15 protein-coding genes and 1 tRNA gene are annotated in these 13,105 nt (G+C 70.5%); 7 read left to right on the forward strand and 9 right to left on the reverse strand.

What is annotated here, in order from left to right; all coding sequences use genetic code 11:
- Positions 1 to 86: 86 nt before the first annotated feature.
- From KUG43_RS15205 to recA, 3 genes are all read left to right on the forward strand, one after another.
- Positions 87 to 158 (forward strand) — tRNA-Gln (locus KUG43_RS15205).
- Between the two features lie 21 nt (positions 159 to 179).
- Positions 180 to 974: an HAD family hydrolase gene (locus KUG43_RS15210; RefSeq protein WP_216910444.1), complete on the forward strand. Its 795-nt coding sequence runs from the start codon at positions 180 to 182 to the stop codon at positions 972 to 974.
- Positions 975 to 1,142: 168 nt separating this feature from the next.
- Complete coding sequence (gene recA, locus KUG43_RS15215) at positions 1,143 to 2,348, forward strand: recombinase RecA (protein WP_216910445.1); 1,206 nt, start codon at positions 1,143 to 1,145, stop codon at positions 2,346 to 2,348.
- A gap of 12 nt (positions 2,349 to 2,360) precedes the next feature.
- Here the strand turns inward: recA and KUG43_RS15220 are convergent, their stop codons facing one another.
- From KUG43_RS15220 to KUG43_RS15230, 3 genes are all read right to left on the reverse strand, one after another.
- Entirely contained in the window at positions 2,361 to 2,693 is a 333-nt protein-coding gene (locus tag KUG43_RS15220; RefSeq protein WP_216910446.1) for a DUF1815 family protein, read from the reverse strand.
- Between the two features lie 113 nt (positions 2,694 to 2,806).
- On the reverse strand, positions 2,807 to 3,058 hold the full coding sequence (locus tag KUG43_RS15225; protein WP_216910447.1) for a DUF2839 domain-containing protein: 252 nt from the start codon (positions 3,056 to 3,058) through the stop codon (positions 2,807 to 2,809).
- A 28-nt stretch (positions 3,059 to 3,086) separates the two neighbouring features.
- Entirely contained in the window at positions 3,087 to 4,544 is a 1,458-nt protein-coding gene (locus KUG43_RS15230) for a helicase (protein WP_216910449.1), read from the reverse strand.
- A gap of 43 nt (positions 4,545 to 4,587) precedes the next feature.
- Between KUG43_RS15230 and KUG43_RS15235 the strand changes: the two genes are divergently transcribed.
- The 4 genes from KUG43_RS15235 (at position 4,588) to KUG43_RS15250 (ending at position 8,142) form a co-directional block, all read left to right on the forward strand.
- Complete coding sequence (locus KUG43_RS15235) at positions 4,588 to 5,478, forward strand: prephenate/arogenate dehydrogenase (protein WP_216910451.1); 891 nt, start codon at positions 4,588 to 4,590, stop codon at positions 5,476 to 5,478.
- Positions 5,479 to 5,529: 51 nt separating this feature from the next.
- Positions 5,530 to 6,642: a magnesium/cobalt transporter CorA gene (corA, locus tag KUG43_RS15240; protein WP_216910453.1), complete on the forward strand. Its 1,113-nt coding sequence runs from the start codon at positions 5,530 to 5,532 to the stop codon at positions 6,640 to 6,642.
- 184 nt (positions 6,643 to 6,826) lie between these two features.
- The gene (locus KUG43_RS15245; protein WP_216910455.1) at positions 6,827 to 7,204 is read left to right on the forward strand and encodes a hypothetical protein; all 378 of its coding nucleotides are present in this window, start codon (positions 6,827 to 6,829) and stop codon (positions 7,202 to 7,204) included.
- Positions 7,183 to 8,142 (forward strand): ATP-grasp domain-containing protein, encoded by a 960-nt coding sequence (locus KUG43_RS15250; RefSeq protein WP_216910457.1) that lies wholly within the window; start codon positions 7,183 to 7,185, stop codon positions 8,140 to 8,142. Before KUG43_RS15245 ends, KUG43_RS15250 begins: the two co-directional genes overlap by 22 nt.
- On the opposite strand, the gene KUG43_RS15255 is transcribed toward KUG43_RS15250, so the two are convergent.
- From KUG43_RS15255 to KUG43_RS15280, 6 genes are all read right to left on the reverse strand, one after another.
- Entirely contained in the window at positions 8,094 to 8,804 is a 711-nt protein-coding gene (locus tag KUG43_RS15255) for a hypothetical protein (RefSeq protein WP_216910458.1), read from the reverse strand. The two genes, KUG43_RS15250 and KUG43_RS15255, sit on opposite strands and share 49 nt — an antisense overlap.
- A gap of 120 nt (positions 8,805 to 8,924) precedes the next feature.
- Positions 8,925 to 9,662 carry a class I SAM-dependent methyltransferase gene (locus KUG43_RS15260; protein WP_216910461.1) on the reverse strand — a complete coding sequence of 246 codons (738 nt, stop codon included), beginning with the start codon at positions 9,660 to 9,662 and terminating at the stop codon, positions 8,925 to 8,927.
- Positions 9,663 to 9,671: 9 nt separating this feature from the next.
- Positions 9,672 to 10,463, reverse strand: coding sequence for an META domain-containing protein (locus KUG43_RS15265; protein ID WP_216910463.1), 792 nt, complete (start codon positions 10,461 to 10,463; stop codon positions 9,672 to 9,674).
- Between the two features lie 16 nt (positions 10,464 to 10,479).
- Positions 10,480 to 10,629, reverse strand: a complete 150-nt coding sequence (locus KUG43_RS15270; RefSeq protein ID WP_216910464.1) for a hypothetical protein — start codon at positions 10,627 to 10,629, stop codon at positions 10,480 to 10,482.
- Between the two features lie 55 nt (positions 10,630 to 10,684).
- A complete protein-coding gene (locus KUG43_RS15275) occupies positions 10,685 to 11,737 on the reverse strand; it encodes a metallophosphoesterase family protein (RefSeq protein ID WP_216910466.1) in 1,053 nt (350 codons plus the stop codon).
- A gap of 37 nt (positions 11,738 to 11,774) precedes the next feature.
- Positions 11,775 to 13,097 (reverse strand): serine hydrolase, encoded by a 1,323-nt coding sequence (locus tag KUG43_RS15280; RefSeq protein WP_353618054.1) that lies wholly within the window; start codon positions 13,095 to 13,097, stop codon positions 11,775 to 11,777.
- Between the last annotated feature and the right edge of the window lie 8 nt (positions 13,098 to 13,105).

The following is a 13,105-nucleotide window of genomic DNA, read 5'->3' on the forward strand; positions in this document are numbered from 1 at the left end:
GCGAGTTGACGAAGGACCAGCCGCTGTGGGTAACTAGCAAGGCGCCGGTTTCGGACCGACGTCTTTTCCCATCCCATGGGCTTGATTGGGCCGTCGCCAAGCGGTAAGGCATCGGGTTTTGGTCCCGACATTCCTAGGTTCGAATCCTAGCGGCCCAGTTTTTTCTCCCCTTCCCACCGGTGCCTGAACGCCCGCTTCTGGTGTTCGACTTCGATGGCGTGCTGGTGGACGGCATGGTCGAGTACTGGTGGTCGGCCCGGCGGGCGGCCCTGGCCCTGGTGGCTGGGGGTTGTGCCAGTGGTGCCGCCACCGCCCTGTGGCACCTGCCGGAGCAGGCACCGGCGGGCTTCGCCCGGCTGCGGCCCCTGATCCACAAGGGCTGGGAGATGGTGCTGATGGCCGCCGAGCTGGGGCGGCCCGAGATGGATCTCGCCGCCGCCGTGGCCGACTACGACACCTTTCTGGCCCGGGCCCTGGAGCGCTGGGGCTGGAGCACCGCGCAGCTGCAGCGGGCGCTCGAGGACCTGCGCCAGGAGGCGATCGCCACCGATCTGGACGCCTGGCTGGCTTTGCACCGCTTCTACCCCGGGGTGGAGGCGCGCCTGGGCCGGCTGGCGGCGGAGGGGGCCGACTGGGCCGTGCTCACCACCAAGGGCGGGGCCTTCGCCGCCCGGCTGCTGGCCGCCGCTGGCCTCAAGCCCCTGGCCCTCTACGGCCACGAACAGGGCAGCAAGCCCTCGGTGCTGGGGCGGCTGGTGGCGGAGCGGGATCCAGGCGAGCGCCCCCTGTGGTTCGTGGAGGACCGCCGTCCCACCCTCGAGCTGGTGCGGCGGATGCCGGGACTGGAGGCGGTGCGCTGCTACCTGGTGGCGTGGGGATACCTGGGCCCGGGGGACGGCGAGGGGCTGGCACCCCTGGGGATCCGCTGGCTGGAGCCCGCCGCTTTCGAAGCCCCCCTGGCGCAATGGCCATGAGCCGCTAGAGTACGCCCGTACTACAGATTGATACGCCGGAGTCCCCGGGTGGCACTGGTTGTCCAGAGGCCACAGGATGGCGCCCGGTTCCGGCCCCCAATCTCTGCCTCCACCCACCGCTTCGACGGCTCCAGCCTGCTGCGGCCCGTTCCATCACCCACCCCCACCATGCCTGCCGATTCCAGGGCCACCTCCGCCTCCTCTGCCTCCTCCGGCTCTCCCTCCCCGTCCACCTCCTACGTCTCCGCCGCTGCCCCCAGCGGCGATCCCAAGGCCGCCGCTGAGCGCGACAAGGCCCTGGGCCTGGTGCTGACCCAGATCGAGCGCAACTTCGGCAAGGGTTCGATCATGCGGCTGGGGGATGCCTCCCGCATGCGGGTGGAAACGGTCCCCACCGGGGCCCTCACCCTCGATCTGGCCCTGGGGGGCGGCTATCCCAAGGGCCGGGTGGTGGAGGTCTACGGGCCGGAGAGCTCCGGCAAGACCACCCTCACCCTCCACGCCATCGCCGAGGTTCAGAAGCGAGGCGGCGTGGCGGCCTTCGTTGACGCCGAGCACGCCCTCGATCCGGTCTATGCCGCTGCCCTGGGGGTCGACATCGAGAACCTGCTGGTCTCCCAGCCGGACACCGGCGAGATGGCTCTGGAGATCGTCGACCAGCTGGTGCGCTCGGCCGCCGTCGACGTCGTCGTCGTCGACTCGGTGGCGGCCCTGACGCCCCGGGCGGAGATCGAGGGGGAGATGGGCGACCTGGCGGTGGGCAGCCAGGCCCGGCTGATGAGCCAGGCCATGCGCAAGATCACCGGCAACATCGGCAAATCCGGCTGCACGGTGATCTTCCTCAACCAGCTGCGCCAGAAGATCGGCGTCACCTACGGCAACCCGGAAACCACCACCGGTGGTAACGCCCTCAAGTTCTATGCCTCGGTGCGTCTCGACATCCGCCGCATCCAGACGCTCAAGCGTGGCACCGAGGAGTACGGCATCCGGGCCAAGGTGAAGGTGGCCAAGAACAAGGTGGCGCCCCCCTTCCGGATCGCCGAGTTCGACATCCTCTTCGGCCGCGGCATCAGCACCCTGGGCTGCCTGCTGGATCTGGCCGAGGAAACCGGTGTGGTCACCCGCAAGGGCGCCTGGTACAGCTACGAGGGCGACAACATCGGCCAGGGCCGCGACAACACGATCACCTGGCTGGAGCAGAACCCCGGGCCGAAGGAGGTGATCGAGCAGCTCACCCGCCAGAAGCTCACCGAGGGTTCCGAGGTCACCGCCAACTCGATGAAACCGCTGGCGGCGGCGGCCAAGCTGGCGGCGGCCAAACCCCAGGCTGGAGAGGACGCCGCTGAGCTGGAGGAGCTGCCCGCCGCCGGCTGATCAGCGGGCCCGTCAGGATGGGGCCGCGACGGTTTCTGTGGAGGGCTGCAACACCAGCACCACCCGCTGCAGTTCCTGGATGGCGTCGGCGCCCTCCAGCTTCACCAGCTCCTGGCCGTTGCGGGATTCCACCCAGCTGATGCCGAAATCGGAGACCAGCAGCCGCACCATGTGGTTGTCGCCCAGGTCGGCCACGAAGGAGGCGCCATGGCCGTCGCGGCCATCGCCGCAGGTGTAGCAGGTGGCCACATGACCCTGTTTCTTCAGAGACACGGCCAGGGCCTGCAGGCTCAGGATCAGATCCTCAACGGCCGAGCGGTATTGCTCGGCCAGCCGGAGAAACATGGAAGGTGCCCATCACGATCCGCAGATCATAAGGATTTCTTCCGATTCCTGCTAGGTGCAAATGCTCATATGCGGAGACCGGCACCCGGCCTCTCCGCGGCGGCGGTGTCTCCTCAGCCGTCCGACAGGGTCCACCAGCCGGCCGCCGGGCCGAGGAAGCGCACTGTCACCCAGAGCAGGGCCAGGCCGCCGATGCCGATCCAGGCGCCCTTGGTGGTGATCGCCACGAAGCGGGAGGCCTGGTTGCGGGTCAGGGGCAGCCAGGCGACGATCCGGGGCGAGGTGTCGACGTCCTTGGCCTTGCTGACGCGTGGCTTGTCCCGGGGCGGCAGTCCCTGTTCGGCCCGGCGTTTGGCTTCCCCCATCAGGGCTCAGACGGCAACTGGAGGCAGGCTAGGGGTCGGGCCGCAGCCGGGACAGCTCCACCCAGGGTTCGAGGGCGGTGAACACCAGCCGTCCCCAGCTGCGGCCCCGCAGGCGGCCATCCAGCACCGCCAGCCGCCCGCCGCTGCGCCGCAGCCCGGCCACACCCCGCTGCAGTCGGTTGAGGGCCTCCGGCAGCAGCAGTTCCCGGAACCAGTCACGGCCCTGCTGGCGCAGCACCCCGACCCGGGCGGCGGTGAGGGGATCCTCCAGGCTGGCGATCGGCAGCAATCCCACCACAACCTGGCAGGGCAGGGGCAGCCGCGGCTGGTGCTCCAGCCACCAGCTCCAGCTGCAGCACACCACGCCGTTGCTCTCCGGTGACGTGTTCTGGTGGCACACCCGGCTGCCGAACTCGGCGGCCAGGCCGCTGGCCAGACCCAGGCACAGGGCCGAATCGTCGATCAGCACCACGGTCAGGCCGCTCTGGCCCAGCACCAGCCGCCGGCCCTCCTCCAGCAGGTGCTGGGCGTAGTGGGGGCTGTTGGGCAGCGGCTGGCGCAGGGGGGCGAACAGGGGCAGGGGGTCGGACAGGGGGGGATCGGCCAGATCCAGCACCACCGCCGGCACCAGCCCCAGGGCGGCGGCGGCAGCGGGCTGGCCCTCCGCCGCCCGGCCGGTGGCCAGCTCACCGATCAGCACCGCCCCCCGTCCCACCAGCAGGCCGGCCAGTTCGCCCAGGGGTTCGAGCGGTTGGCGCAGCAGGTTCCATTGCAGCAACGACGGCTCCACCCGGGCCCAGCTGCTCCAGCCGGCGCCGGCGCTCAGCCAGCGGGGCCACGGCTCCGGCAGGGGTTCGAGCAGGCGCAGCAGGTGGCGCAGGGGGGCTTCGTCGTCATCGGCCAGGGCCACCAGCCGGTGGGGGGAGCGGGGATGGGCCAGCACCCGGCGGCTGAGCCGTTCGTGCAGGCTGAGCAGACAGGCTTCGGCGCTGGGCTGGGCGCGGCGCAGCTGATCCCAGTGTCGGGGCTCCAGTTCCACCTCCAGGGCCTGGCGCAGAGCCACGTCCAGCAACTCGGCCTCGGGGATCACCAGCTGCCGGTCCCCCAGCTCGCCGTTGCGCCAGGCCGTCACCAGCTCGCGGTGGTCGAGCAGCCACAGCTGGGAGCCGGCCGGTGCCCCGGGCCCTTCCCAGCAGGGCAGTTCCAGCCCCACGCTGCGCAGGCGCGGCCATTCCACCAGCAGCAACCGCTGGCGAAGGGCCGGTGTCACCACCAGGGCAAGGGGCGTTTCGCTCAGGGCCAGGGGCACCAGCAGGCTGATCCACCAGCTGGGGGCGGTGCCGGGGGCCAGCCGCACCAGGGTGTGGTCGGCGCGGCGCAGGCTGCGGGCCACCAGCCGGCTCAAGGTGAGGTGATGGGGCCAGCGTTCCACCCCCTCTCGCTGCAGGAGAGCCTTGAGGTGCTGGTGGGCGCGGGCTTCCAACATCGCTGGATCGTAGGAAGCTGGCCCCAGCCGATCCGCAGCGACGATGACACCCCTCTGGCAGCGCGAACCGGTGGGCGTGGTGGGCCTGGGGCTGATCGGGGGCTCCCTGGGGCTGGACCTGATGGCGGCCGGAGCGCAGGTGCGGGCCCTGGTGCACCGGCCGGCCACCGCCGCACGGGCCAGGGAGCGCGGCCTGGCCACCGAGGTGAGCACCGATCCGGCCGTACTGGCTGGCTGCGGGCTGGTGGTGCTGGCCCTGCCCCTCGACCGCCTGCTGGATCCGCATCCCGCCCTGGTGACGGCCCTGCCGGTTGGGGCGGTGGTCACCGATGTGGGCTCGGTGAAGGGGCCGGTGCTGCGCTGCTGGCGGGGGGTGCTGGCGGGGGCCGGCGACGGCCCTGGTGCGTCCCGCTTCGTGGCTTCCCATCCGATGGCCGGCACCGCCCGGGCCGGGGTGGAGGCGGGGGAGGCCGGCCTGTTCCGCGGCAGGCCCTGGGTGGCAACTCCCGAGGCCGGCACCGATCCGGCGGCGCTGCAGGCGGTGCGGGAGCTGGCGGAGGCGCTTGGGGCGCGCTGGCTCTGCTGCGGCGCCGAGGCCCATGACCGCGCCGTGGCCCTGATCTCCCACCTGCCGGTGTTGGCGGGGGCGGCCCTGCTGCAGGCGGCCGATGCCGGGGGCGGCGAGATCGCGGCCGGGGCGGAGCTGGTGCGGGCCCTGGCCTCCACTGGCTTTGCCGACACCACCCGCGTCGGCGGCGGCAATCCGGAGCTGGGGATGTTGATGGCGCGCGCCAACCGGGCGGCGTTGCTGGAGGCCCTGGATCACTACCGCCAGTCCCTCGCATCCCTGGAAGCGATGGTGGTGGGGGAGGAATGGTCGGCCCTGCAGCAGTCGCTGGCGCGCAGTCAGGCGCTGCGGCCGGACTTTCTCTGAACTCGGGATGCCGATAGGCTCCCAACGACTCCATGGCATCCGGGCCGGGTGATGAAGACCAGGCCATCGAGACAATCCCAGCGCCTCCGCAGCGCTGCCGGCAGCAGCGGCATCCGCAGCAGGCGGATCAGGCCCGGATCCTCACCGGGTGCCGTGGTGTTCGTGGGCGAGCAACGGTTGGCGAAGGTGCAGATCGATGTCATCCACTACGACGGGGACGGCTGGTCGGAAGAGCTGGATGTGTCGGTGCGAAGTTGCGCTGACGTGGTGCGCCAGGACAGCATCACCTGGATGAACGTCAGTGGCGTTCATGACGTCGACCTGGTGGAGCGCCTCGGCGAGTGCTTCGGCATCCATCCGATGACACTGGAGGACATCGCCAACACCACCCAGCGGCCCAAGGTGGAGGAGTTTCCGGGCTACGTCTTCATGGTGCTGAAGATGATCGCCTTCAACGAAGACAGCCAGAACATTGATATCGAACATGTGAGTGTGATCCTCGGTGATCACTTCGTGATCTCCTTCCTCGAGGATGATGGCGATGTCTTTGATGGGGTCCGTGATCGCATCCGGGCCTCCAGTGGCCGCATCCGCTGGATGAAGGCCGATTACCTCGCCTACTCCCTGCTGGACGCCGTTGTCGACCATTACTTCCTCGCCGTGGAGCGGATGGGCGACATCATCGAGGAGGTGGATGACCGGCTACTGGAAGATCCCCACCCCGGAGACATCAAGGAGATCCACAGCCTCAAGCGGTCGATCCTGAGCCTGCGCAAAGCCGTCTGGCCGATCCGGGAGGAGGTGGCCATGATCTGCAAGAGCGAATCTTCGCTGCTGTCGGCTGATTGTCGGGTGTTCTGGCGTGATCTTTACGACCACTGCATCCAGATCATCGATCTGGTGGAAACCCACCGCGACATTCTCGGCGGCATGCACGACACCTATCTGTCGACCCTCAGCCACCGCATGAACGAGGTGATGAAGGTGCTGACGATCATCTCGACGATCTTCATTCCGCTCACGTTCATTGCCGGTGTCTATGGCATGAACTTCAAGGAGATGCCCGAGCTGGAGTGGCGCGGTGGGTACTACTCGGTGTGGGCGGTGATGATCGTGATCGGCGTCAGCCTGTACCTCTTTTTCCGTCGCAAGCAGTGGCTCTGAAGAGTGGCTCAGCGGCATCCGGTCGGCGCTCACCCAAGGGATGTAGCAACCGCCACTGGCTTTGGTATTTGTTCCCCTGCGCTAAGGATCATTGCCACCGTCTGGGGTCCGTGGGCAATGGCCGTTGCCGTTTCTAGCGTTGGAGAGCCATCAGTGAACGACCGTGAGTTTTCTGAGCGAAGCCATGCAACTCCTGAAGGAGGCCGGCGCTGCGGCGGGCCTGTCGGAAGGGGCCATCAAGTGCCATGCCGGCTGCTATCGGGAGAACCTGTCCCGCTGCAACGACGCCATGCTCCAGTACGAGCGGGTCTGGCTGCAGCAGCAGTTGCGGGCCCTGCGCGATTGCCAGGGCCATCCAGTGTTGATGGACCGGGTGGGGGGCGAGGAGCGTCTCAACGGGCTGGTGTCCCAGAGCGTGCTGTTCCAGCTGCTGCTGCAGAACGAATTCGCCAGGCGGGGCCTGACACCGGTCGACCACCATGGCCCGGTCGTGGCCGCCGAGGAGGCCTGGGAGATCACCAGCGTGCAGGTGAAGCGTGAGTGGGGCATCCTGCCGGTCTGATCGCGCTGCTGCACCTGGGGCGGATCCACGACGAGACGCCGGCCCTGCGGGCCTTCCTCGCCGATCGCGGCATTGCCAGTGAGCTGGTACCCCTGCCATCACCCACCGACGGCGCCACCACCGACTGGGGGCGCTTCGATCGGGTCAGCGTGCGCGACTGCCGCGAAAGCCATCGCCACCCCGACTTCCTTCCCCGCATCAGCGCCCTGGCGGAACAGCTCGAGGGCCTCGGGGTGCCGCTGGTCAATCCGCTGCCGGTGATCCAGGCGGGTCACGCCAAGAGTGCTTACCTGCCCCAGCTGGGGCGGGAGGGGGTGGCCCTGATCCCGAGTCGCTGGCTGCCCCGGGGCTGGCGCGGTTCGCTGGCGGCGCTTCTGGAGGCGTGCGGCTGGGGCGAGGCGGTGCTCAAGCCGGCGATCGGCGCCAGGAGCTGGAACACCTACCGGGTGCGCCGTGCGGGCCCTCGCCTGGCGATCACCGCGGCCGATGGCAGTGCGGCTGTGGCGGCCGCGGACGCCGATGGCTGGCTGGAGCGGCTGGCGCGGGACGGGGAGGTGTGCCTGCAGCGCTTCCTGCCCCAGATCTGCCAGGCGGGGGAGCTCAGCGCGGTGTTTCTGGGCGGAGAGTTCTCCCACGCCGTGGTCAAGAGCGTGGCGGCAGGGGGCTGGATCGCCCACGAAGGGTTCGGGGGCCGCAACCGGCTGGGGAAGGCGAGTGCGGCGGATCGGCGCTGGGCCGCTGCGGTGGAGGAGCGCCTGCGCCGGCGCTTCGGCGTGCTGCCCTACGCCCGCATCGACGGGATCCGCGACGAGGGCGGCGAGCTGCTGCTGCTGGAGTGTGAGCTGGTGATCCCCCGGCTGTTCCTCAGCGAGGGGGAAGCCTTCGGCCGTTATGCCGACGTCCTGGTGGGGCCCACCAGCACCCGCATGGCCTGGTAGCCGTCGAGGCTGGGCGGCTCGCTCTCGGGAAGCTCCTCGGAGCGCAGGGCCACGGCCACGGTGGCAACCCAGGGGCGTGTACCGGCGTCGGTGGGGAACACCAGCACCACGGTGCCGCCCGAGGGGGTGGTGGCGGGATCTTCCGCCACGATCTCCTGGGCCACGCGGGTGCGGCGGCACTGCAGGGCACGGGACTCCAGCAGGGCCACGAACTCGCCGCTGCTCCAGCGGGCCTCGCTGCCCTGGCAGGGGAAGCGCTCGCTGAGGGCGGCGACACCGAGCTCCTCGATGGCGCTGCTGCGCCGGGCATCCCAGACGAGCAGCAGGCTGGCGTCATGGCTGAGGGCGTTCTGCTCCACCCGCTCGCGGTCGAGCACGAGCCGCCGCTCCAGGCCCTGCTTCTCCGCTGGCATCGACAGGCAGACCTTGAGGGCCTGGGCCACCTCGCAGCTGCGACCTTCGCAGAAGCCCCGGTGGGCCGTGAGGATGTCGTCGGCGGCGGCCACGATCTCCAGGGCCGGCAGGCTCTGGCTCAGGTTCTGCATCATCGCGTTGAACAGCACACCCCCATCACCGAAGGGGCCGCGGTCGGGATCGGTGGCTGCGAGCATCTGATCGATGGCGGAGCGCACCAGCTCCCGCCTCCAGGTCAGATACGTCATGGGAATTCGCTCCTGGTGCAGTTTTTTTCAGTGTGTCTCGCGTGGCAGAAACCAGCCACGACCCGTTACATTCCCCGCTTTTTGTATCGAGATTTACGAAATCTTGTGTGGGATCCGTGATCAATGGGCCCCTGGCCCGTTGGAGCAAGGCGCGACGTGGCGCCGCAGCCGCAGCATCGGCGTCTCGCCCTCGAAGCCTTCGTCATAGGTGGTGGGCTCCAGTTGCCCTTGCCACCCCGGCGGCAGGCCGGCCAGCAGGGGCTCCACCCATGGATGCACCCGGGGGTGGCGTTCGATCGTGTGGGCCGGATAGATCCGCAGCTCCTGCCGGCTCACCCGCAGCAGTTCGGCCAGGGCGCGCCGGTGCCAGTCGAGGTCGAAGTCGGGCTGTTCGCTGAGGCCGCCGTCGGCGATCGGGGCGTAACAGAAGAGGAGATGGCCGCAGAGCACCAGATCGAAGCTGGCCGCCTCAAAGGGAAGGGAGGGCAGCGCCGCGGCGCGGTAGGCCTGGGGATGGTCCCGCCGGTCGGCCAGAAAGGTTTCGAGGGCCTCCATCTTTCCCTGGCGAAACCGGGCCTGGTCGAAGTCCGGCCGCAGCGTCGGGCTCAGGGCCAGGCGCTCCATGGTGAAGGCGACGTCGTCGCGGCAGCGGCTCTCCAGCTCTGGCAACGACAGGGTGTAGAGGGGATCGGCCGCCACGCTCTCCACCCCGGCGGCGCGGGCCAGGGCGGTGAAGGAACCGGGTCCGCCGGGGCAATCGAGCACCCGCTGGCCCCGCCAGTCCGCCAGATCGAGGTTGAAGAACGCCAGCGCGTCAGCCCCGGTGCGACCGAAGAACACCACCCTTGGCAGATCCATACGTGCCTCTCAGGGCCCCGGAACGCGCCGCAGGCTGAGGGCGATGGCGCCGTCGGCCCGGCGCAGCTCCAGGGACTCGCCTTCGAGTCGCAGGCTGGAGGCCGTCGGCAGGGCGGCCAGGAACTGCTGCTCCTGCTCCATCACCCCGGCGCCGGCGCAGCGCTTTCTGGTCGCCACCGGGGTGCCGATGCGCAGGCGGGAGCCCTCCAGCCGCACCGGCGCCGTGAAGCGGTTGCAACCCGCCGAACCGGCTAGTTGGCCGGCCTTGACGACCCGCAGCGAAAGGCTGGTGCCCAGGATCGGGCTCACCAGCGCCTGGCGGCCGTTGTTGAACCCCGCCACCCGCCAGGTGCTGCCCACCAGCCGCTGCGACTGGGCCACCAGCTCCAGCAGGGTCCGGCCGTCGGCCGAGAGCAGCCGCAGGCGCTCGCCGTCGAGGCGGAAACCCCGGCTGCTGGTGAGCGCCGTCTGGAAGGCTTCGGCCTGCTGCATCACCGCCGGCGGGCAGGCCATCTTGGTGCTCAGGCCCCGGGCCGACACCTGCAGGCCCGTCCCCCGGACCGTGACGGGGGCGCCGAAGCGGTTGCAGCCGTCGCTGCCCGCCACCCGGCCAGCCTCGAAGCGCAGGGTGATGCTGGTGCCGTTCTGGGGCTGGCGCTGCCCCAGCCGCTCCAGCACCCAGGCGGTGCCTTCCAGCGGGGCAGGGGAGGGTGTCGCCGCCAGCGCAGCGGTTTGCGGCGCCGCCGCCAGGAGGGCCAGCAGGGCGACCAGTGGCCGCAGGCCCAGGTGTTGGCTGTTCATCGTGATCACGGGCAACTCAGGACCCCAGGCGGGCGGCGATCCAGGCGCCCATGCCGCCGGCGGAGGGGTGGGGCACCGCGTCGCGGTCGACCCACCAGAGCGAGAGCGCCAGCACGTTCAGTCCCACAACCAGGGCGTAGATCCGCCAGCCTTCCGGCAGCTTCATGACATCGGCTTGCGATGGCGGCGACGATAGAACTGCCGGCGCGGTCCCCGCCAGTTCAGGCGCTGGGCCGCCGTTGCAGCTCCCGGCCGGCGGCATCGCGGAGCGAACGGGGCAGCCGTTGCGGGTCGATGCGCCGCAGGGTGCGCAGATCGAAGCTGGTGTCCACCAGCCGGGGCGGGCTGCCGACCAGATCCAGCACGGTGAGGGTCTGGAAGGGGGTGGTGGTCTGGCCCAGCAGCCGGCGGGGGCCGCTGCCCATGGCGCCGAGGTGGAACAGGTCCAGCTGGCCCAGGCGGGCCGGGAAGTAGGCGTGCTGATGGCCACTCACGTAGCCCTCCACCCCATGGCGCTCCAGCAGCTGCTGCAGGGCCGCCGCCTGCGCCAGCACCTCCCCGGGCCGGTCGCGGCCCTGGCTGACGGCCCGCAGCGGCAGGTGGCCCACCACCAGGCGCCGGCTGGCGGAGCGGGCGGCGGGGCCCGCCAGGATTCGCTCGGCCCAGCGCCATTGCTCCGCCGGCACCTGGGCGGTGGAGGCGTCCCAGACCAGCACGAACACGTCGTCCTGGCGGATGGCGTAGTGGAAAGGAAAGTTGCCGCTGTCGACGAAGCGCAGACCGAGGCTGTCGCGGCGCGCCCGCCAGAAGCGGGCCGCCTCGGCGCGGTCGTCGGCGAACAGGAAGCGGCCAGCGGCGCTGGCGCCGGAGGCATCGTGGTTGCCCATGGCCGGCGCGAACGGCAGGCCAGCACGGCGCAATGGGGCGAGCACGCTGCGATCGAAGCCCGCCCACATGGCGGCCAGCCGCTGGCGGCCCAGTCCCGCCTTCTGGCCCGCCACCATGTCGCCGGCGCAGATCACCAGGTCCGGGCGCAGGGGTGGGATCAGGGCCACACCGCGGTGCACCTCGTCGATGTAGGTGGTGGAGCCGTAGGCGGCGTTGAGATCGCTGATCAGCACCAGGCGGGTGCCGCTGCGGGGCGGGGCCGCCAGGCCGGCGGCGGCAGTGATAGCGGCCCGGACCGTGGCCGGTTTCCAGACCTGCCAGAGACCAGCCCCGAGGGCCAGGCCGGAGAGGGAGAGCAGCTGGCGTCGGCCGAGGGGTGGTGGCATGGCGGCAACGTGGCGATCCAACGCTCAGGGTGGCCCTTCAGGGCGCCACGCGCCGGAATCCGTAGCCCAGGTAATCGAAGCCGCTCACCCGGCCGGCGCTATCGCTGGCGAACGGCACCTGCACCGGTGCGGAGAGCACCCCGGGCCAGAGCAGGTGGAAGGTGTCGCCGTTCCAGGGGGTCAGCGGAGCCCGGTAGCGGGCCGGACCGGCCAGCACCTCCAGGGAACCGTTGTGCTCGGCCACCGTCCAGGTGCCCCACAGGTCGTTGATGTAGGTGCCGGTGTAGGCCGCCAGGGGCCGGGACGGCGGCTTCGCATCGGCGGGCCTGGGCCCGGATCCTGGGTTGCAGGTCGGCCTCGCCGGGGCGGCCGTGAGGTTGCGGTTGGCCAGGATCGCCACGGCGAAGCGCTTCTGGGGCACCACCAGCAGCAGGGTGCGCACGCCATCAAGGGCGCCGCCCTTCTCCAGCACCTTGAGGCCGTTGTAGTGGTACACCCCCCAGCCGGGGGCGTAGTCGAAGCCGGAGTCGGCATCGATGGGGGGGAACTCGGCGAAGCCCGGCTCCTCGGCGATCACCGGCTCGAACATCGCCTTGACGGCCGTCTCCGAGAGCACCCGCCGGCCATCGATCTCGCCGCCGCGGGCCAGCAGGGTGAGGAAGCGGCCCAGGTCGTTGGCGCTGCTGGCGAAGCCGCCGGCGGCGATGAACAGGGCGCTGAGGTTGGGGGGCACCACCTGCAGGCGATCCCCCACCAGGGCATGGGAGCGGCTCACATCGGTGAGGCTGCCGGGGACGGCGGCGCTGCCGACCAGGGTGCTGGCCACGCCCGTGCGGGTCATGGCCAGGGGCTCGAAGATCAGGCTGCGGGTGAGTTCGGGGAAGGGCTGGCCGCCGGCCTTCGCTGCCAGCTCACCGGCGAGGAAGAAGCCGATGTTGGAGTAGGCAGGGCGGTCGCGGAAGGAGGTGGCGGGCTCCACGTAGCGGATCCGGAGCAGCACGTCGGCGTCGCCGTAGCCGAGGTGATCGAAGAGGTCGCCGAAGAAAGCGGGGAAGCCGGCGCGGTGCGTGAGCAGATCCCGGGCATTCACCCAACGGCCCGCATAGGCGTCATGGAGGCGGAAGTCCGGCAGCAGCGACACCATCGGCTGCTCCCAGTCCAGCTTCCTGCGATCCACCAGGGCGGCCACCGTGGCGGCGGTGAAGGTCTTGGAGACGCTGGCCAGCTGGAACACCGTGTCGGCGGTGGTGGGGGCGCCGGTGGCCAGATCGCGCACCCCGAAGCCCTCCACCAGCGTCAGCCGGCCGTCCTGCACCAGGGCGATGGCGGCTCCGGGCACGGCGTATTCGGCCAGGCCCAGCGGCCGAT

Source organism: Synechococcus sp. CCY 0621 (assembly GCF_019038465.1).
Classification (GTDB): Bacteria; Cyanobacteriota; Cyanobacteriia; order PCC-6307; family Cyanobiaceae; genus Cyanobium.

Bases quoted from the DNA above. Each gene is read 5' to 3' on its own strand.
- KUG43_RS15235 (WP_216910451.1), top strand. From the start codon at position 4,588: ATGACACCCCTCTGGCAGCGCGAACCGGTGGGCGTGGTGGGCCTGGGG.
- KUG43_RS15245 (WP_216910455.1), top strand. From the start codon at position 6,827: ATGCAACTCCTGAAGGAGGCCGGCGCTGCGGCGGGCCTGTCGGAAGGG.
- KUG43_RS15255 (WP_216910458.1), bottom strand. From the start codon at position 8,804: ATGACGTATCTGACCTGGAGGCGGGAGCTGGTGCGCTCCGCCATCGAT.
- KUG43_RS15260 (WP_216910461.1), bottom strand. From the start codon at position 9,662: ATGGATCTGCCAAGGGTGGTGTTCTTCGGTCGCACCGGGGCTGACGCG.
- KUG43_RS15230 (WP_216910449.1), bottom strand. From the start codon at position 4,544: ATGTTGGAAGCCCGCGCCCACCAGCACCTCAAGGCTCTCCTGCAGCGA.
- KUG43_RS15265 (WP_216910463.1), bottom strand. From the start codon at position 10,463: ATGAACAGCCAACACCTGGGCCTGCGGCCACTGGTCGCCCTGCTGGCC.
- KUG43_RS15225 (WP_216910447.1), bottom strand. From the start codon at position 3,058: ATGGGGGAAGCCAAACGCCGGGCCGAACAGGGACTGCCGCCCCGGGAC.
- recA (WP_216910445.1), top strand. From the start codon at position 1,143: ATGCCTGCCGATTCCAGGGCCACCTCCGCCTCCTCTGCCTCCTCCGGC.
- KUG43_RS15275 (WP_216910466.1), bottom strand. From the start codon at position 11,737: ATGCCACCACCCCTCGGCCGACGCCAGCTGCTCTCCCTCTCCGGCCTG.
- KUG43_RS15220 (WP_216910446.1), bottom strand. From the start codon at position 2,693: ATGTTTCTCCGGCTGGCCGAGCAATACCGCTCGGCCGTTGAGGATCTG.
- KUG43_RS15270 (WP_216910464.1), bottom strand. From the start codon at position 10,629: ATGAAGCTGCCGGAAGGCTGGCGGATCTACGCCCTGGTTGTGGGACTG.
- corA (WP_216910453.1), top strand. From the start codon at position 5,530: ATGAAGACCAGGCCATCGAGACAATCCCAGCGCCTCCGCAGCGCTGCC.